The sequence below is a fragment of the Lewinellaceae bacterium genome (assembly GCA_020636105.1).
In the GTDB taxonomy this organism is placed as follows: domain Bacteria; phylum Bacteroidota; class Bacteroidia; order Chitinophagales; family Saprospiraceae; genus BCD1.
Map to the genome: position 1 here is coordinate 318,285 of JACJYL010000002.1, position 19,056 is coordinate 337,340.

Sequence of the window (19,056 nt, forward strand, 5' to 3'; positions counted from 1 at the left end):
GAGGCCCGCATTTATGCGGAACGTTGAGCATGTGAAATTAAACAAGGTATTGTATCAAACCCGGCAAGTTATTGTGGGACATCCCTACGGAACGATCAAAAGGGGCTAGGGCTACGATTTTACTTTAATGAAAATGACAGAAAAGATCCTTGGAGAATTTACTTTGATCTTCAACTGTTACTATCTAAGGAGAGCTAAGACCGTTTTAACAATAGAGGAGTTGCTCAGTCGGTTAAAAGTTACCCACAAATGCTGAAACACGAATTAATAAATATTCAAAGAGCATGTTAGCAAACCCAAAGCCTTCAGTATGCCGAAAAAAGTAAAAAACCCGACAGCTAAAGTGCAAAACGGCAATATTCCCTAAATTCGCCTACATTCTTTTTGCAAAACCGTTACCTTCCATAAAACAAAAGTAAATGACAGACCAAGTAAATTGGGCATTGATAAATACCTTGATAAGTGCTTCTGTTGGAGCTTTAGTTGCTTTAATAACAATATTCGTTGATGGAAGAAGAAAAAGAAATGAACGAAAAAGGGTTGAATATGATACATATAAACGATATTCCAAACCAATAATGTTTGCTGCGGAAACCCTAGCTTGGAGATTAAGGGAAGTTTTAATGTTCAAAGGAGCTTTTTTGCTTCCTGATGCTCCAATGAATGGATTTTTCAAATATAAATTTGAAAGTACAGTCTATCGACTATGTGTATTAATTGGTTGGATAAGAGCAGCCAAGAAAGAACATTCATATATTGAAGGATTCGAGGATGCAAAGAGTTCTGAGATTAGAGATGCAATTAATAATTTCCAAAGAGTTCTTGCAGATGGCTCCCACGTTGAAGTTTCTATTTTCGAGGAATTAAGCAAATCGTACGGTTTAGAAATTAAACAAATCACTCCGCAAACAAGACAGGAAATTGGAGTAGAATTAGAAAGAATCGTATTCAAATATATACCTAACCAAATAAAGAAAAATGTCTCGAATCTGGAAAGAGGGAAACAATTGGAAATGGTTAAATCCATAATGGATTTCATATGTTATAAGACCAACCAACAAATACTTGAAGAATCCAAAATAAAAGAAAAAATAGAGGTTTCAATTGATGAAATTGCAAGAGAATTTTGTTGGATTTATAGAGATTGGCAGAATGCCATTGGAGATGAAATGCTAACTCAGCTTGAAGATAGTTACCGTCATTTTGATGTAATTGGATTTGGAGAATTTATTACTAAACACGAGAAAAGTGATTGGTTAAAAAAAGTTGATAATCTCTTTTCCAATTTAGATGTATCAATTGACAACAGATTTGACACAAGAGTGAGTCAAGTAAAACGAATTTATATTACACTTGTCAAACTTATAGATGAGTTGAATAAAGCAATTGAGGATGAACAAGCAATTTCAAAGAAAGAATTAAAAATATTAATAGAATACCAAAAAAAATTAAAAGAGGAAATAGAAAATATGGAAGCTAATCGATTAGCCCGCTCCACCCCAGTTAACTAAAGCAAAGTGCGCCACACACACACCCGATAAAATCCATAGGGACAGGCAGTGCATCACTTTTGCTCCAAATAATGTAAATTAGTGCAAAATTTTAAAAAATCAGATCAAAGGAGTTCCCTATAAGATCGTTTTCAGGCAGCCCGACAACGGGTTCGTCTGAAGACAGCTCCAACTGAAATCAGAGATTCGACAAAGTCAAATGTCTACGCAGGAGGTTGTGCAGGGAGAATGAAGTCAGGCGAGAAGAATAGACATTCCTTAGAGTTGGCAACCATTTAATTAAAACATGTTTGATGATTTCGAAACATACTTCGTTGAAAATATAATCCTTCCTTATGGGGAATATCTAAAATATAAAAGGTCAATTAAGGCTGGTAATAGTTTGTTATTAAGGGCTACTACTGATTATTGTCAAAAATTATATCATCTTAGAGAACATGTACCTGAGTTCAGCACATTTGATTTAAACTATCTTTTTAGTATCTGCCCTGATTATAAGCTTGTAAAGGATGTTTCAAATGTTATAAAACACAAAAAAATAACAAAATATGTACCTCAGATTTCTTCAGCTGAGAAAATCTTTGAAATTACAATAAACACTATTTATGAAGATAACCAAGGAGAATTTAACCACATTGAAAATGCTGTTTTCGCTGAATTAAAAGATGGAATAGAGAAAGATCTTCACATCGTTATAATAAATGTTCTAAATATGTGGATAACAGAGCTTACTAAAAGAAATCTAATAAGGTCTGGCTACAAAAAAAGACGTATTTCAAATCAAATGCCAAAACGAACAAAGAATTCCGGAAGGCATAACATTGTAGTAACTAAAGGAATAAGAATTAATAAAAAAATGAAATTTCAGCGCTACAATTATGAACGTAAAATCATAGAACCTGTAGATTTGTCAGGCGCATCGGTTAATTTACGGATATATAAACAATTATATGATGTAACACTTTCACTTAAAAACCATGAGAATGGAGATAAAAAAGAGTTTACAATAAAGGTGGATGAAAAAACTAAAAGATTTTTTGATAAAGAAACCGTTGATCAAGAGATCATTGACAAATTCATGAAAATAGCAAAGGAACAAGGTGTTATATAATTCAAAAAAACGGGTAGTATCCAGTAAAGTGTGTAAGTTTTAAAATAGGGGGCCATGGCCCCCTATTTTAATTTTTTGTAATTTTAAAACATACTTTACTGATGATGAAAAAAGAAGATCTATTAAACGATGATTTCCTGAAGCAATTTAAGACTGGGGATGAGTTAGAATCTTTCCTCAGTGAGCTTCACAAACGCGGCATTGAAAAAATGCTGGAAGGAGAAATTGATGCCCATCTGGATTATGCCAAACACCAGAGGAGCGACAATCCAAATGCCCGGAACGGCAATTCTAAAAAAGTAATCAAAACCTCCTATGGCGAATCTGAAATCGAGGTGCCCAGAGACCGGGATGGAAGTTTTACACCTCAGATTGTTCCTAAACGATCCAGGCTGGCTAAAGGCATTGAATCGATCGTAATTTCACTTTATGCCAAAGGGATGAGCAATGCCGATATTGAGGAACAAATTCGGGATTTGTATGACTTCAACATCTCTACGTCTACCATCTCCAAAATCACCGATAAGGTGACCGAGGATATCATTGCCTGGCAAAATCGCCCCCTGGAATCTCAGTATCTAATCGTGTGGATGGATGGGATTGTTTTTAAAGTCCGTGAGAACTCCAGAGTGACCAATAAAACAGTCTATTTGGCCGTAGGACTCAAGAAAGACGGGAGGAAAGAGGTTTTGGGCATGTGGTTGGGTAAAAGTGAAGCCGCCAGTTTTTGGATGGGCGTACTGACCGATATCAAAGCTCGGGGCGTAGAAGATATCTTAATTACCGTGACGGATAATCTCAACGGTTTTACCCAGACTATTAAAAGTGTTTTTCCTGAAACGAGCACTCAAATTTGTGTCGTGCACCAAATCAGGAATGCTTCCAAATACGTTGTCTGGAAAGATCGTAAGGTTTTTGCCAAAGACATGAAAACCATTTATGGAGCACCGACCAAAGAAGCCGCCCAGGCAGCTCTAAAGGACTTTGATGAAAAATGGAATCACAAGTATCCTTACGCTATTAAATCATGGTATAATAACTGGGATGAGCTGACCACTTTTTTTGACTTCCCTCTTGAAATTAGAACGATCATTTATACCACAAATTTGATTGAAAATCTCAACGGAAAAATCAGAAAATACACCAAAAACAAAATGTCTTTTCCAACGGATAATGCATTGAAAAAGTCGGTTTATCTGGCGATTTTTGAAATAACGAAAAAATGGACCATGCCGATTCGCAACTGGCCCATTATTCTTAACCAATTTATTGCTATTTTTGACGAAAGAGTCAAAATCTAAAAATTCGGGCGAAGCCCTCTATTTTTTATTTACACACTTAATAGGATACTGTCAAAAAACGGTTGCCAATATTAAACTCTAAAACCACTGAAACAACCTTAATTTCAGCCATTATCAACCAACCCCTCCCCCACCAACATTCGAAAAATCAAAACCAAAAGCGCAGAGAAATTTTCTATACTTTCGATTAAGGTAAACTTAGTATCTCGTTTCTTCCATTGACAGATATAAATTTAACGTATGATCCCTCTTAAATTCTTTTTCTTTGCTGCCCTGGCTGCCGTATTTTATACAACCGAGCTACAGGCGACCACTTATTATGTTTGTGACTGTGCCGCTGGCGCTGATCCGAATTGTATCGTTGGAAATGATGCCAATAATGGCACCAGCAGCAGCACGCCCTGGCAAACCACCACAAAAGTGAGTGCTGTTTTTAATTCGTTGCAGGCCGGAGACCATGTTTTATTTGCAAAAGGGGGCGCCTGGTTTGACGCCTCGCTTGCCCAGGTTTATAATTACAATGCTTCCGCTTCCAACCCAATTGTATTTGACAGTTATGCCCCTTCGTGGGGAGGGACGGCTAAACCGATCCTTACAGAATCCAGAACGGGGACCAACCTTTTCAATTTTGTCGACGGGGGAAATGCGGATCACGACGAAGGTTATATTGTCCGGAATCTGGACTTGAGAGGCGGAGGTAGCGGGCAGTGGGCAGTATTTGCCTATAACGATGCCGACTATATTACGCTGGAGAATCTGGATATTTCCGGTTTTGGCATTGGTGTGCATTGTGCCGGCGCGAATGCACTTAATGCCGGAGCTGATGGCCAAAATCAGCATATGAAATTGTTGAATTCTACTATTACCGATTGTTATGCCCAGGGGTTTCTGGGAGGTGGTGACTATCTGCAAATTGAAGATTGTTATTTTGAAAACAACGGGTTTGCTGCGGCTATTTACAATCACAACATTTATGTAAGCAAGGGCGACAAAGTAATTATTCGACACAATGAACTTTACAAGTCCGCGGTGATCAATGGCCAGGCAGATGGCGTTTCGATGGTGGTGCATGGCTTGCATGACAGTCTTTTGATAGAAGGGAATTACGTTCATGAAGACCCAGGAATGGTCGGCGGAAATGCATGGGGCATTGCGGTGGACCCCGGGGGATATGGTGTTCCGGAAGGGGCCACAGGACTAATCATCAGGGGGAATTTACTCGTAAACACCTTCAACACAGGTATCGCAATAACTTCCTGCCCGCATGCCTTTATCGAAAACAATGTGATCATCCAGGAAAATGCCGGTGACTTTAATGCCATTTTAGGGCCCGATCGTATGAGAGATAATGATGATCTGCCGATGACCAACGTAACCATTCGCAACAATTCCATCTACTTGCGTAACGCCAACGTTAATACAAGGGCTATCTCACTCGGAGATGAAGGGGCCGGCCACGTTGTGGTGAGTAATGTGGTTTCAACTGATGGTGGAAATGGGTTTAACATGAACCTTGCCAACAGCAACTACCTGAGTGTTGATTACAATATGATGCAACTTTTAAACAGTGCCTACTGGGGCGGAGGGCAAACGTTGAGTGCCTGGTCTGCGTCAAGAGGATTTGATCTTCACTCGATCGCCGGCGACCCATTATTTACTGCTCCGGGATCTCCCGGTTATGATCTTATGCCTTTGGGACCATCCCCTGTCATCGACGCCGGCCATCCGACCATGAGCTCGGCTATTGATTATACAGGTATGCTGCGTTTGGGCATTGCCGATATCGGGGCCTTTGAAAGTTTAGGGACGCTCCCGATAACATTAGTCTTTTTTGAAGGAAGACAGTCAGAAGAGAACGTCTTATTAAACTGGGTCACCGCATCAGAACACAATAATCTCGGATTTGAAATTGAGGAAAGTCAAAACAGGGAGCATTTTCAAAAGATTGGAAAAATACAAGGCAATGGAACGGCTTTCGAGCAAAACCATTACACCTTCAACGTTAAAAATCCTGCAATAGGCATTAATTACTACCGTTTGAAGCAAATAGATTTTGAAGGTCAATTTGACTATAGCCCGGTGATAAGTGTTCATTTTAAAGAAAGAAATGGAAATATTGGAGCGTTTTATCCCAACCCAAGCCATTCAGGGGTAGTAACGCTGGCATACACTCCCCAAAATGAGGATGAAATCTCCGTTTCTGTTTTTGATATGACCGGAAAGTTAGTTTTCAGTCAGGTACAATTTATGGCTAACGGCGAGAACCATTTCAATTTTTCGGCCTTAAAAAAAGGGTTTTACCTGGTTAAATTGGGTTTTGAAAAAAGTAATATCTACCGAAAGCTAATCATCGAATAAAGAAGGTAGCTCACAAATGCATATAATTCTCATTCGACATATCATAAAACTTCAGCAACACCTTGCATTTGAAATTATAAAAACATTAAATTAGATTGATTTTAGATCCTATAAGCCAGATTTAGAATGAATAAAATACGTTCAGCGGCTAATCGACATATCGGCCATACTTGCTAACGCTTTGTACGGCGCATGTGGATGAACATGGTGAGCAATCTTAAAGAACCGCCACCGGATATAAAATGAGACAGAAAGAAACCAGAGCATAAATGAATTTTAACTTAAAACTATTTTTTAGAATTACATTTTTGATTAGCCTAACAGGGCTCATTGCTATAATTTCAGACTTCGGATTTTCGCAATCTGCCATGTATCAACGACTGTTAGATATTTTTTTCTTTATCGTTCTTGGAATTGGCCTTATTTCAACTTTAATCCGGTATATAAAAAAGGCCGGTTCATTCAACAGGAAAGTAATTGTTTTTGACTTCCTTTCTGTTTCCTTTACCTTATGGGTATTTTATATGTATCTGTTTGTTGGTGTTCCCTTTGAAACTGACTTACTTCTTGAAAATCCCATTTGGATTCAAATAGCCGTGGTTTTCAGTTTCATACGTGAGTTTTCTGAAGTTCGAATAAACTTCAATAGAACCGTTTTAAATCCGGCACAACTCTTCATCCTAAGTTTTTTCGCCATCATTTTTATTGGCTCCTGTTTATTGATTTTGCCCAAAGCCACTTATGACGACATTTCCTATTTAGATGCCTTATTCACTTCCACAAGTGCTGTTTGTGTAACGGGATTAATCGTTGTTGACACGGGTACACATTTTACCTTGTTTGGTCAAACAATCATAATGTTATTAATTCAGGTGGGTGGCTTGGGCATATTAACTTTTACGAGTTATTCCAGTTACTTTTTTAAAGGGGTAACGACTTATGAAAATCAACTAGCATTAAGCGATATGACGAATTCCAAGAAATTGGGAGAGGTCTTTTCAACTTTAAAATTCATCATACTCATCACATTTGGCATAGAACTATTTGCTGGAATTTTAATTTACACAAGTATAGATTCGAGCAACTTTGGTAGTCAATCAGAAAAACTTTTTTTCTCGGCTTTTCATTCCATTTCCGCATTTTGCAACGCCGGATTTTCGACATTAACCAATAGTTTGTACGAGACAGGGTTTAAATTTAATTATTACCTCCAATTGATTATTATTCTCACGTTCGTACTTGGTGGATTGGGCTTTCCAATAGTGGTGAACATTCTTAAATACCTTAAATATAAAATTGTTACTTTGTTTTCTTTCAAACAAACCAAATATAAACCTTGGGTACTGAACCTAAACAGCCGAATTACTTTGTTTACTACTCTTTCCATTTCATTGGTGGCTTTTATTGCATTCTATTTTCTTGAATACAACAACACTTTAGCCGAGCACAACGGATTTGGGAAAGTAGTTACAGCGCTATTTGGAGCTACAACACCTAGAACAGCAGGCTTTAATACCATAGACACAGCTGCAATGACATTCCCGACACTGATGATGGTTTTTCTTTTGATGTGGATTGGAGCATCGCCCCAATCTACAGGTGGTGGTATTAAAACGAGTACTTTTGCCATTGCAACACTCAATATTTTGAGTTTGGCAAAAGGAAAGTCCAGGATAGAAATTTTTAGAAGAGAAATAGATGATATTTCGGTCCGAAAAGCATTTGCCGTAATATCCTTATCGTTGGTGGTAATTGGTTTTGCCATAATACTCATCACCATGTTTGACCCCAAAAAGCCACTATTAGACATCGCATTTGAGTGTTTTTCAGCATACAGTACCGTTGGGTTGAGTTTAGGAATTACAGGCGACCTGAGTAGTGCCAGTAAGGTGGTCATTATAGTGGTAATGTTTGTAGGTCGTATCAGTACGTTGTCATTGGTCATTGCTGTTTTTAGAAAAGTGAAACAAATAAACTACAGTTACCCAAAAGAAGAAATCACAATAAATTAAAAACATTTAGAAATGAAATACATAATAATAGGACTTGGAAACTTTGGGGCATCACTAGCCCAAAAACTAACCGAGCAAGGGAATGAAGTGATTGGAATTGATACAAATATGTCAAAAGTAGATACGTATAAGGAAAAAATCACACATACTATTTGTATGGATGCCACAGATGAGTTAACCGTTTCAGGGCTTCCATTGAAAGATACAGATGTAGTGCTTGTTGCCATTGGAGAAGACCAGGGAGCAAATATTATGACAACAGCACTTTTGAAAAATTTTGAAGTAACACGTTTAATAAGCCGTGCCATAAATCCATTGCACGAAAAAGTATTGCGGGCTATTGGAGTAGATGAAATTGTACACCCCGAAGAAGAAACAGCCGAACGCTGGGCCAAAAAATTATGCTTGAATAATGTAGTAGATTCTTTTGAATTAAATCAGGATTACAGCATTTTCGAAGCAAAAGTTCCTGCTGATTATGTTGGCAAAACAGTTCAGGGAGTAAAATTTCGAAGTGAATTTAATTTATTGGTGCTGACCATTATCAAAAAGGTAGAAGTAAAAAGTATTTTAGGAAAAACCAAAATCGAATCACAAATTCAAGGCGTAGCTGCAGCAGAGGACATCCTCGAACCAAACGACGTTTTAGTGCTGTACGGTTCAAACAAAGATTTACAAATCTTCCTAAAACAAAAATTGAGATAAAATTTACCTTCACAATACATTCTCTGCAAACGGTGATGGCATCATTGATTGATTCAGCCTTTTTGTTCCTGCTAATATGAAATTCAAACCATACAAAAAAATTGTTACACAGTGCGGAGTGCACTTCACTACAAAATAAACATGATGAATCCTAAAGTTGATTGGTTTTTTGACAAAGCCTCAAAGTGGCAGGAAGAATATGGAGCCTTGAGAAGCCTCGTTCTGGACTGTATGCTGATTGAAGAATTGAAGTGGGGCTGCCCCTGTTACACCTTTCAGAAAAAAAACATCGTTCTGATTCATGGATTTAAAGAATATTGTGCTCTTTTGTTTGTCAAAGGAGCCTTGTTAAATGATGCCAAAGGTATTCTTATCCAGCAAACGGAGAATGTACAGGCGGCCCGCCAGGTCCGGTTCACCAATGTTAAGGAAATAGCGGAGATGGAACCTCTCTTGAAAACCTATATTTACGAAGCCATTGAAGTGGAAAAAGCCGGTTTGAAAGTGAATTTAAAAAAACATACAGCACTCATCTTTCCAGAAGAATTTCAACAGAAGTTAGACGAAAGCCCTGCCTTAAAAGCTGCTTTTGAAGCTTTGACGCCAGGGCGGCAAAGAGCTTATAATCTTTATTTCACCGCCGCCAAACAATCCAAAACACGGGCAGCGAGGGTTGAAAAATACACGCAGCATATACTCAATGGAAAGGGATTAAATGATGTGTAAACCTGTGCATCATTTGAATATTATTTTGTGTCTTTGGAACAGAATTTCCAACCTATGAACCTAAAGAAATGAAATTTGTCTCCTGGCTTTATCAACAAATTCCAGTATTGGCTGAATTATAATTCAGCAATATTCATCTTTCCCCAAACGGATGGTACCTTTGTACGATCCGATCCGAGGATGCGGTTTACCCTTCGAAAATTATTTGGTAAAATAGTTTAAGCCACGTTAACCTTCACCAGGGAATGTTTTAAAACAGCGTAATGACCGGGAATGAAATATTGAAAGACAGAAGATTGTATGTGATATTCAGTGTTACCCTTATCGCGGTAATGGGGGTCGCCAGTATTACCCCGGCATTACCCAAAATAGCGGGTACCTTAAACCTGACCAAACCCCAGGTGGCTTTGCTGATCAGCGCCTTTACTTTTCCGGGCATATTTTTAACCCCGGTTGCAGGAGTCCTGGCCGATCGCTGGGGAAGGAAAAGAGTATTGGTGCCGGCCTTGTTTATTTTTGCATTGGCAGGGTCAGCCATCTTCTTTTTTCATAACTTCTATCACATTATTTTACTGCGAATATTACAGGGGATGGGCGCAGCTCCCCTAGGTTCCATTAATACGACCCTTATTGGGGATTATTTCAAGAGGCAGCAACTCCCGAAAGCAATGGGCTACAATGCCAGCGTATTAAGTTTGTCCACAGCAACCTATCCTTTGATCGGCGGATTGCTGGCAGGAGTGGTTCTTCAAAAATTTCATTTAACCCCATTTAATTTAACTTTAAGTATAAAAAATTAGCCTGCTTCCGTACCTTTGCGTTTTCGTAAATATTCCGTTAAATCTTCCAGCAAAAATATGGCTGTTAAAAAGATCAAATCAGCATTGATTTCCGTCTTTCACAAAGACGGGCTTGAACCTATTATTAAGGCATTGCACGACTTGGGCGTAATCATTTATTCTACAGGAGGTACCCAGGCATTTCTGGAACAGCATGGAATACCCGTCCAAACCGTTGAAGGACTCACTTCTTACCCCTCTATCCTGGATGGCCGCGTTAAAACGCTACACCCAAAAGTTTTCGGGGGCATCCTGGCGCGCAGAGAAGCTGACCATCTAGAACAGTTGGGGCAATATGAAATTCCCGAAATCGATCTGGTTATCGTTGATCTGTACCCATTTGAAGAAACAGTAGCCCAAACCAACGATGAAAATGCCATCATTGAAAAAATCGACATCGGGGGCATTTCCCTGATCCGGGCCGCCGCCAAAAATTTTAAAGACGTGGTAGTGGTTCCTTCACGTGAGGAATATCCCATTTTACTGGAACTCTTGCAGGAAAAAGAAGGTACCACTTCTTTGGAAGACAGGAAGAACCTTGCCCGAAGAGCATTCGGCGTGTCCTCCCACTACGACACCCATATTTTCAATTATTTCGACGACAACCAAAACAGTTCTTTTAAACAGAGCCTTAACCATTCGGAAACATTGCGTTATGGGGAGAATCCGCACCAAAATGCAGTCTTTTTTGGAAACCTTGAAGATATCTTTGAAAACCTTGGCGGAAAAGCCGTTTCATACAATAATCTCGTGGACATTGATGCGGCGGTAAATCTGATGGCTGAATTTGAACACAACCCGCCCACTTTTGCCATCCTCAAACACACCAACTCTTGTGGCCTGGCCACTTGTGATACCATACTTGACGCGTGGAAAGCTGCCCTGGCAGGAGATAACATTTCCGCATTCGGGGGCATTCTCATCAGTAATACAACCATTGACCTGACCACAGCAAAAGAGATTGACCAAATCTTTTACGAAGTTCTCATCGCCCCCGGTTTCGAGGCCAACGCCCTGGAATATCTGCAAAAAAAGAAAAACCGGATCCTGCTAAAAATTAAAACCTTTCATCGGAATCAACATTCATTCAAAAGCCTGCTGAACGGAGTTATCCAACAAGATACAGACCTCAAACAGGATGGTCGGGAAGACCTCACAACAGCCACCCGAAAAGCGCCGTCCGAGCAGGAAATTGAAGACCTGCTTTTTGCCAGTATTGCCGTTAAGCATTTAAAATCGAATGGGATCGCTTTAGTAAAAAACAAACAATTAATCGGTATGGGGTGCGGACAGACTTCCCGCGTGGATGCCTTGAATCAGGCCATTAAAAAAGCAGCCCAGTTCGGATTTGATATACAAGGCGCCGTAATGGCCTCCGATGCCTTTTTCCCGTTTCCCGATTGTGTGGAAATTGCCGACCTGGCCGGAGTCCGGGCGGTCATTCAGCCGGGGGGGTCCATCAAGGATCAACTCAGCATTGATTACTGTGACGCCCACGACATGGCAATGCTCATGACGGGCACCAGGCATTTTAAACACTAATTGGTTGCTGGTTGCTGGTAAAAACCAAGAAACGAGTAACGAGTAACGAGTAACAAGTAACGAGTAACGAGTAACCAGCAACGAGTAACGAGTAACCAGCAACGAGTAACGAGTAACGAGTAACAAGAAACTTTAACAACTTATTAATATACACTTGAGGAGGAAAGCCGTCTTAAAGTTAAAAGAAAGGGGGAAAATTGAATTTAGCAATTGACATAGGTAATACAAGGATGAAGATTGGCGTTTTTGATGGGGATCAGCTCGTAATGAAAACCGTCTGTGAAACCGTTGAGCCGGAAAAAATAATTGAACTGGCAACCAACCATAACGTTGAAAACATCATCTTATCTACAGTTGCAAAAGGTTTGAATAAAACCCTTATTAAGATCCTTAAAGAAAAATATTTTTTTCTTGAGTTGGATGAACATACTCCATTACCTGTCAAAAATCTGTATAAAACGCCTGCTACCCTTGGGAAAGATCGCTTGGCGGCTATCGTCGGTGCTCAAAGTCTTTCTCCGGGAAAAAATTGTCTGGTCATCGATGCAGGAAGTTGTATCACTTATGACATCCTGATGGCAGACGGAAGATTTTTGGGAGGAAATATCAGCCCCGGGGTAAAAATGCGGTTAAAAGCAATGCACACGTTTACGGAGAATTTGCCTTTACCCACAGACACAGACACCGATTTTAACTGGGGCAACAGTACGGAAACCGCTCTTTTAAACGGGGCCAGGCTTGGAACATTACTTGAAATGCAGGGATTTATTGATCTTTGCGCTAACGAATTCGGAAAAACAAACGTCTTTTTAACAGGGGGTGATGCAGAATCTTTTGCAAATAAGTTTAAAAAAAAGATATTTGTGCATTCAAATTTAGTCCTTATTGGGCTAAATAAAATTTTGAACCATAATGTTGAAAAAAAATAACAGAATATTATTCATTGTCTTTTGTGCACTGGCACTGAGTTCCGTCTTGTCTGCCCAGGTCAGCTCACAAAATATCCGCCCCAAAATCAACTCTCCCATTTCACGATTCGGTCTTGGCAATCTAAGCCATTCTTATTTTACTGCCCAGGGGTCAATGGGCGGTTATTCCGCAGCCTTTATAGATCCCTTTCATTTAAACATGGAAAACCCGGCGTCTTTATCCTTTCTGAGATCTACTGCTTTTGAAGTCGGGCTGAATACCAAAGTAAGCGTTCTGGAAGACAGTAATAAAAATAAAGACAATTTCCTTGAAGGGAACCTCAACTACCTGGCCATTGGTTTTCCGATTAAAAACCCACTCAACCAGGCCCTTGACAGACTGAATTCTCCCTGGCAATTCGGTATGGCGATTAACCTCACTCCTTATTCCAATGTAGGATATGATATCAATACTTATTCCGGGGATGAAAATACCGGTTCTGTGCTGAATGTCCTGAAAGGTACAGGTGGCACCTATCGTTTTAACTGGGGCGGAGGAGCAAGGTATAAGAATTTCGCAGCTGGAGTAAACCTGGGGTATCAATTTGGACAAATCATCAACTCCAGGTTGGTGGCTTTTGACACTTTGGCCTATTCCTACTTTACGGAATTCAGGGAGGACATGACCGTTAACGCTTTCGTATGGAGGGCAGGCGTTCAATATGTCCACGAATTTAAATCGGACAATGACGAAGGTAAAAAGGAGTTTAATGGCAAGCGTTTCATTGTCGGTGCTTATGGCAATAGCCAGCAAAACTTCAAAACCACCAACGCAAGTTTTATCAAGCGCGACAATGTTTTCAATACGCTGTCTACCACAGACACCATTGCCTATGAAACAGGTATTGAAGGTACCGGAGTGCTGCCTACCGAACTGACCTTTGGAATTTCCTACGAGCAAGCCAATAAATTGAGGTTAGGGGTCGATTACAGCATAAGCAACTGGAGCCAATATAGAAATAGTATAAAACCGGATGCCCTCATGGATACCTGGAAGCTGAGTATTGGTGGAGAATACATCCCTGATATTATCTCGTACAATAACTACTTTCAGCGGATACGTTACCGCGCCGGATTTAACACAGGCACGGATCCCCGAAGCATCCAGGGCGAACAAGTGAAATCCACCGCCATCACATTGGGTTTTGGACTACCCATCATCATGCCTCGTCAGATGGTTTCCTTCGTGGATTTCGGATTTGAATTCGGACAATACGGTGTGAAAAATATTTTGACAGAGCAATATTTTAATTTTACCCTTGGATTGACATTAAATGACAATTCATGGTTTTTCAAAAGAAAATTTAATTAAAAAGTTATGAAAAAACTACTTTATTTAACGGCAGTTTTATTGTTCACAACCCTTGCAGTTTCAACCCTCAATGCACAATGTGGGAACTGGGAAGATTCGCCAAGGAAAAGTGAAGCAGAGGATGCACACGTTGTTTACCGCAGTCTAATGAAAGGTAAACAAGTAGCCGAGTTGGACAATATGGGTCCTGAAGAGTTTAAAACTACTTTTGATCACTGGAAATTAGCCTACGACATCGCTCCCGCAGCAGATGGCAAACGTGCTTCCCATTACTCTGACGGACGCCTCCTGATGATGTCTAAATTCAATCGGGAAAAGGATGAAACAGTAAAGAAAGAATATGCTCAGACGATCCTGCGTTTATATGACGAACAGATTCAGTGTTATGCAAACGAAGCCTACCTTTTAGGCAGAAAAGGATTTGACATGTTCTACATTTTGGGCAATGGGTATTCAATGGATACTTACAACACGCTTAAAAGTTCACTGGAAAAAGGAGGGAACACCACGGAATACATCGTATTTGACCCCCTGGCCAAAATAATGGTCTATCTTTATAAATCAAACCAAATCACTCGTGATGAGGTTATTGGGGTGTACGATAAGATAGAAAGTTCCATCAATTTCAATATCGAAAACAACAAAGATTATGGTCAGTACTATAAAGACGTACAGGCCATCGTCACCGACGATTTCAAAGAGGTGGCCGGTGAGATTTTTGATTGTAATTATTTTAAAAAGCGTCTGTTGCCTAAATACCATGAAAATCCTGAAAATATCGACGTGATCAGGTATGTATATGGTACACTTTCTAACCAGAATTGTGATGAAAATGATCCTGAAATGCTGGAGCTCAAGGCTAAGTACGAAGTTATCGCCAAAGCGATCAATGACTCTCTCGAGTTAGTGCGTCGCCAGGAAAATCCGATTTATGATGCTTCGCAGCTGCAGCAGGAAGGAAAATACAGAGAAGCCATCGATCGTTACCAGGAAGGCATTGAATCTACGGATGATAACGAATCCAAGGCTCAGGCTTATTACAGTATCGCATTTATCCAGACCTGGCAGTTTGAGCAATTCCAGTCTGCTCGTTCCAATGCCCAAAAAGCCGCCAATTTAAAATCAGGATGGGGCAAGCCATACATCCTCATTGGTGACATGTATGCAAAATCCAGCAGAAGCTGTGGCGACGATTGGGATGCACGCTTGGCTATTCTTGCAGCCCTCGCAAAATATCGCTACGCACGCTCTATTGATCCAGAATCTGCCGATGATGCCAACAAACGAATCGGAAATTATTCAGCCGCAAGACCTGAAAAACAGGAAGGCTTCATGCGCGGGGTTTCTGAAGGACAAAAAGCCAGAGTAGGTTGCTGGATTGACGAAGTCGTCACCATTGAATTTAACGACTAAATTGTATTTCTTTAATTTGTCTGAGAAAAGAGACCTTAGATACGGAAATCTTTAAAAGCCTTCCTTATCTCAGGTCTCTTTTCGTTTATGCCATAAAAAATAGATTATGAAACTGAGTAAATATTTGTCCCTTCTTCTGATTTTTAGCATTGTTTGGGGATGTACTCCCAAAACTGCCCAGGAGATAACGAAGCCCGACAAACCCAAACCTGTTGCTCCTCCTAAGATTGACGAAGAACTGAGTCCTTGCGCCAAATTTTCTGATGCCCCGTCCCCTGAGGATGCAGAAACCAATTATGTCTTATATCGTGATTTCCTGCGTACCAATGAAATCCCAACTGCCTTCAATTATTGGCAAAAAGTGTATAAAAACGCTCCGGCAGCCAATGGAAAGGTGCATTATGTTTATACAGATGGAATTTATTTTTATGAGCAATTCCTGAGTACAGAAACAGATTCCCTCAAAAGGGACTCTTTTATTAATATTATTTTCGAGTTGTACGATGAACTGGAACGTTGTTTCCCAAACAAAACCAATTATGTAAAGGCCCGGAAAGGGTTTGATTATTATTATACCTACAAAAACAGGGTACCGAAAGAAGAAGTATTCCAACTTTTTAAAGACGTCATTGACGAGGAAGGCAATGATGCCCCCTATTTCATCATCAACCCTTTCACTGCACTTCTTGTAGACATGTATGCCGAAGAAAAAATAGATCAGGAAGAAGCCAGGGTGTATTATGATAAAATTATGGCAATCACCGATCACGGGTTGGCCACCTGTGAGGGTCAATATTGCGAAGCATGGGAGATCATTAAAGAATATGCCCCGGTGAGGCTGGAGTATTTTGAAACGGTGAAAGGATTCTTCGATTGTGAGTATTTTATGAATAAATACTACCACTTATTTGAAGAAAGTCCTGAAGATTGTGAAGTGATGGAAGAAATTTACAGCCGACTGAGCTGGGCAGATTGTGATAGAGAGGATGAGAGGTTCAAAAAATTAAGAATCGCTGCCAATGAGTTTTGTAAGGAAGAGGGCACCCTTGAATTGGCCTGGAACGCTTTGAGGGAGGCAAAGTACAGGGAATCTATTGATCTGTTCAAACAGGCCCTTACGGAAAAAGAATATGCTGAAAAAAGAGGTGAAATCAACCTTACCATCGCCAAAATTTATTACGCCCACTTGAAGAACTTCTCCCAGGCAAGGCAATTTGCCCGGGAGGCAGCAGCTGTCAAACCAAACTGGGGTGCACCGTATATCCTGATCGGAACGCTTTATGCCTCCAGCGGCCCACTCTGTGGCCCCGGCCGCGGCTGGGACAGCCAGATCGTGGTTTGGCCGGCTATTGACAAATGGACCTACGCCAAAAACATTGATCCGTCATCTGCTTCAGAAGCACAAAAACTGATCAACAGGTATGCCCAGTATATGCCCAATAAAGAGGCCGTACACCAACATCTTTTCGCTCCTGGCCAAACATTCAAAGTGGGATGCTGGATTCAGGAAACCACTACCATTAGGACTTCTGATTAAATGATATTCCTGTAAAAAAGAAAAGCCTTTCCGGATGCGGGAAGGCTTTTCTTTTTTAGAACCAATCTATTAAAGTATGCCATTCCTGCCCGAAGGAGCATCAGGCTTAGGAGCTGGTTCTGCTTTGATGGCAGGAGCGGGCGGTGCCGGAACCTTCATCACAGGAGAAGGAGGTGACGGAGGCGCTGGTGGTGCAGGAACCTTCATCACCGGAGAGGGCGGTGCAGGAGGCACCGGCAAAGCTTCCGGAGTAGGTGGTGTCGGCGGAGTAGGCGGTGACGGCGGAACGGGAATGATGACTGCAGCTTCTTTTTGTCCATTCTTCTCCTTTTTAGGCGGGTTTTCTTTCTTTGCGGGAGATTCATTGGACTGCCCGCTAGCCGGAACACTCAGGAAAAAGACCATCAGGACCATCAGGGGCAGTAGCATCAATTGTTTTAACGTTGCCGTGTAGGGTGATTTCTGTTTTGACATCATAATCAATCGTTTTTTTGTGAATGAAGAATTAAAAGTGCTCACCAATCGATCTTCCGGATTCTGGAAAACCTGGCGTACTAAATATTTTTTATATTTTAAATCGTCCGTAAAAAGGCGTAGAACGTTTCCATCGGCAAGATATTCGTGATTCAGTTTTATGGCTTTACCAAACAAACGGAACAACGGATTGAACCAAAAAATCACTTGCAAGACCTCAATAAAAAGAATATCCAGAGAATGGTGTTGTTGGATATGGATCTCTTCGTGTACCATAACCTCTTCCGGAATATTGCCTTCCCTGAATTGTTTTTTATTTACATATATTTTACCCAGGAAAGAATGCGGAGCGGTAGCTGCATCCAATAAAATAAGGTTCCTGCCTTTCCATATTACGGCCTCTCCCCTACTGCCCTGAATTAAAAGATGGCCCAATCCCAGGAAAAATTTGATACCCATTATTGTCAAGCCTGCCAGGTAAACTGTCCATCCAAAAGTCTTAACCCACGAATGTCCGAACAGGCCAGGAGCAAAATATTGAACAGAATCATTAACCTGCGCAAGGTCGTGCACTGCAGGTGGCTGCGTCTCAAATCCATATCCAATTGGGATCAACGGTACCACCAGGGAGAACCCAACGGCCGCTAAAAGAAAAAATCTGTTGAAGACAAAAGTCTTTTCCTTTTCAAGAAACCCATAATAAAAGGCAATCAACAATGCCAGCCCAATGGAGGATTTAATGATATAAAGCATCATGATTTTTTCTTTTTAATTTCTTCGGCAATTATTTTTTGCAAGGCCTCCAATTCTTCAATGGACAAATTAGATTCGGTGGTAAAAAAAGAAGCAAACTGGGCGGAGGAATTGTTGAAGAAGTTTTTGACCATTCCCTTCATTTGCTTTGAGAAATAGTCTGACTTACTCACCAGTGGATAATATTCTCTCAAGCGGCCATATTCATGGTATCCGACCATTTCTTTTTCCGACATTCTTTTGAGCAGGGTAGCCACCGTGGTTTTGGCGGGCCGGGGTTCAGGGAATGCCTCCAGCAAGTCCTTTAAAAAGGCTTTTTTCAATTTCCAAAGGATTTTCATCAACTTTTCTTCCGCTTTGGTCAACTGCATTGTTCTATATTCGTAGTTTTAGTTCTACAAATATAGAACTAAAATAATTAAAGCGCAAGCCCCCGGGAATAATTGTTATTCCAAAACAAAACCATAAAAAGAAAGCTTCCCTGATTCCAGATC

General features: G+C 40.4%; 15 protein-coding genes. 13 read left to right on the top strand and 2 right to left on the bottom strand.

Features of this window, described 5'->3' with window-relative positions:
• Positions 1–419 precede the first annotated feature (419 nt).
• From H6571_18710 to H6571_18770, 13 genes are all read left to right on the top strand, one after another.
• Entirely contained in the window at positions 420–1,511 is a 1,092-nt protein-coding gene (locus tag H6571_18710; GenBank protein MCB9325776.1) for a hypothetical protein, read from the top strand.
• Positions 1,512–1,797: 286 nt separating this feature from the next.
• Positions 1,798–2,622: a hypothetical protein gene (locus H6571_18715; protein ID MCB9325777.1), complete on the top strand. Its 825-nt coding sequence runs from the start codon at positions 1,798–1,800 to the stop codon at positions 2,620–2,622.
• A 104-nt stretch (positions 2,623–2,726) separates the two neighbouring features.
• Positions 2,727–3,923: an IS256 family transposase gene (locus H6571_18720; GenBank protein MCB9325778.1), complete on the top strand. Its 1,197-nt coding sequence runs from the start codon at positions 2,727–2,729 to the stop codon at positions 3,921–3,923.
• 240 nt (positions 3,924–4,163) lie between these two features.
• Positions 4,164–6,281, top strand: a complete 2,118-nt coding sequence (locus H6571_18725; GenBank protein ID MCB9325779.1) for a T9SS type A sorting domain-containing protein — start codon at positions 4,164–4,166, stop codon at positions 6,279–6,281.
• 269 nt (positions 6,282–6,550) lie between these two features.
• The gene (locus H6571_18730; GenBank protein ID MCB9325780.1) at positions 6,551–8,293 is read left to right on the top strand and encodes an ATPase; all 1,743 of its coding nucleotides are present in this window, start codon (positions 6,551–6,553) and stop codon (positions 8,291–8,293) included.
• A 12-nt stretch (positions 8,294–8,305) separates the two neighbouring features.
• The gene (locus H6571_18735; GenBank protein ID MCB9325781.1) at positions 8,306–8,998 is read left to right on the top strand and encodes a TrkA family potassium uptake protein; all 693 of its coding nucleotides are present in this window, start codon (positions 8,306–8,308) and stop codon (positions 8,996–8,998) included.
• Positions 8,999–9,142: 144 nt separating this feature from the next.
• A complete protein-coding gene (locus tag H6571_18740) occupies positions 9,143–9,724 on the top strand; it encodes a YdeI/OmpD-associated family protein (protein ID MCB9325782.1) in 582 nt (193 codons plus the stop codon).
• A 263-nt stretch (positions 9,725–9,987) separates the two neighbouring features.
• Positions 9,988–10,524 carry an MFS transporter gene (locus H6571_18745; protein MCB9325783.1) on the top strand — a complete coding sequence of 179 codons (537 nt, stop codon included), beginning with the start codon at positions 9,988–9,990 and terminating at the stop codon, positions 10,522–10,524.
• 57 nt (positions 10,525–10,581) lie between these two features.
• Positions 10,582–12,105, top strand: a complete 1,524-nt coding sequence (gene purH / locus H6571_18750) for a bifunctional phosphoribosylaminoimidazolecarboxamide formyltransferase/IMP cyclohydrolase (protein MCB9325784.1) — start codon at positions 10,582–10,584, stop codon at positions 12,103–12,105.
• A gap of 197 nt (positions 12,106–12,302) precedes the next feature.
• Entirely contained in the window at positions 12,303–13,034 is a 732-nt protein-coding gene (locus tag H6571_18755; GenBank protein MCB9325785.1) for a type III pantothenate kinase, read from the top strand.
• A complete protein-coding gene (locus H6571_18760; GenBank protein MCB9325786.1) occupies positions 13,018–14,385 on the top strand; it encodes a hypothetical protein in 1,368 nt (455 codons plus the stop codon). Before H6571_18755 ends, H6571_18760 begins: the two co-directional genes overlap by 17 nt.
• Positions 14,386–14,391: 6 nt before the next feature.
• Positions 14,392–15,798 carry a hypothetical protein gene (locus H6571_18765; GenBank protein ID MCB9325787.1) on the top strand — a complete coding sequence of 469 codons (1,407 nt, stop codon included), beginning with the start codon at positions 14,392–14,394 and terminating at the stop codon, positions 15,796–15,798.
• 106 nt (positions 15,799–15,904) lie between these two features.
• Positions 15,905–17,335 carry a hypothetical protein gene (locus H6571_18770; GenBank protein ID MCB9325788.1) on the top strand — a complete coding sequence of 477 codons (1,431 nt, stop codon included), beginning with the start codon at positions 15,905–15,907 and terminating at the stop codon, positions 17,333–17,335.
• A 69-nt stretch (positions 17,336–17,404) separates the two neighbouring features.
• Here H6571_18770 and H6571_18775 read toward each other — a convergent pair whose 3' ends face one another.
• Both H6571_18775 and H6571_18780 read right to left on the bottom strand, forming a co-directional pair.
• Positions 17,405–18,565, bottom strand: a complete 1,161-nt coding sequence (locus H6571_18775; protein ID MCB9325789.1) for a hypothetical protein — start codon at positions 18,563–18,565, stop codon at positions 17,405–17,407.
• Complete coding sequence (locus H6571_18780) at positions 18,562–18,933, bottom strand: BlaI/MecI/CopY family transcriptional regulator (GenBank protein MCB9325790.1); 372 nt, start codon at positions 18,931–18,933, stop codon at positions 18,562–18,564. The genes H6571_18775 and H6571_18780 overlap by 4 nt, the downstream gene beginning before the upstream one ends.
• Positions 18,934–19,056: the final 123 nt, after the last annotated feature.

Bases quoted from the DNA above. Each gene is read 5' to 3' on its own strand.
- H6571_18710 (MCB9325776.1), top strand. From the start codon at position 420: ATGACAGACCAAGTAAATTGGGCATTGATAAATACCTTGATAAGTGCT.
- H6571_18715 (MCB9325777.1), top strand. From the start codon at position 1,798: ATGTTTGATGATTTCGAAACATACTTCGTTGAAAATATAATCCTTCCT.
- H6571_18720 (MCB9325778.1), top strand. From the start codon at position 2,727: ATGAAAAAAGAAGATCTATTAAACGATGATTTCCTGAAGCAATTTAAG.
- H6571_18725 (MCB9325779.1), top strand. From the start codon at position 4,164: ATGATCCCTCTTAAATTCTTTTTCTTTGCTGCCCTGGCTGCCGTATTT.
- H6571_18730 (MCB9325780.1), top strand. From the start codon at position 6,551: ATGAATTTTAACTTAAAACTATTTTTTAGAATTACATTTTTGATTAGC.
- H6571_18735 (MCB9325781.1), top strand. From the start codon at position 8,306: ATGAAATACATAATAATAGGACTTGGAAACTTTGGGGCATCACTAGCC.
- H6571_18740 (MCB9325782.1), top strand. From the start codon at position 9,143: ATGAATCCTAAAGTTGATTGGTTTTTTGACAAAGCCTCAAAGTGGCAG.
- H6571_18745 (MCB9325783.1), top strand. From the start codon at position 9,988: ATGACCGGGAATGAAATATTGAAAGACAGAAGATTGTATGTGATATTC.
- purH (MCB9325784.1), top strand. From the start codon at position 10,582: ATGGCTGTTAAAAAGATCAAATCAGCATTGATTTCCGTCTTTCACAAA.
- H6571_18760 (MCB9325786.1), top strand. From the start codon at position 13,018: ATGTTGAAAAAAAATAACAGAATATTATTCATTGTCTTTTGTGCACTG.
- H6571_18765 (MCB9325787.1), top strand. From the start codon at position 14,392: ATGAAAAAACTACTTTATTTAACGGCAGTTTTATTGTTCACAACCCTT.
- H6571_18770 (MCB9325788.1), top strand. From the start codon at position 15,905: ATGAAACTGAGTAAATATTTGTCCCTTCTTCTGATTTTTAGCATTGTT.
- H6571_18775 (MCB9325789.1), bottom strand. From the start codon at position 18,565: ATGATGCTTTATATCATTAAATCCTCCATTGGGCTGGCATTGTTGATT.
- H6571_18780 (MCB9325790.1), bottom strand. From the start codon at position 18,933: ATGCAGTTGACCAAAGCGGAAGAAAAGTTGATGAAAATCCTTTGGAAA.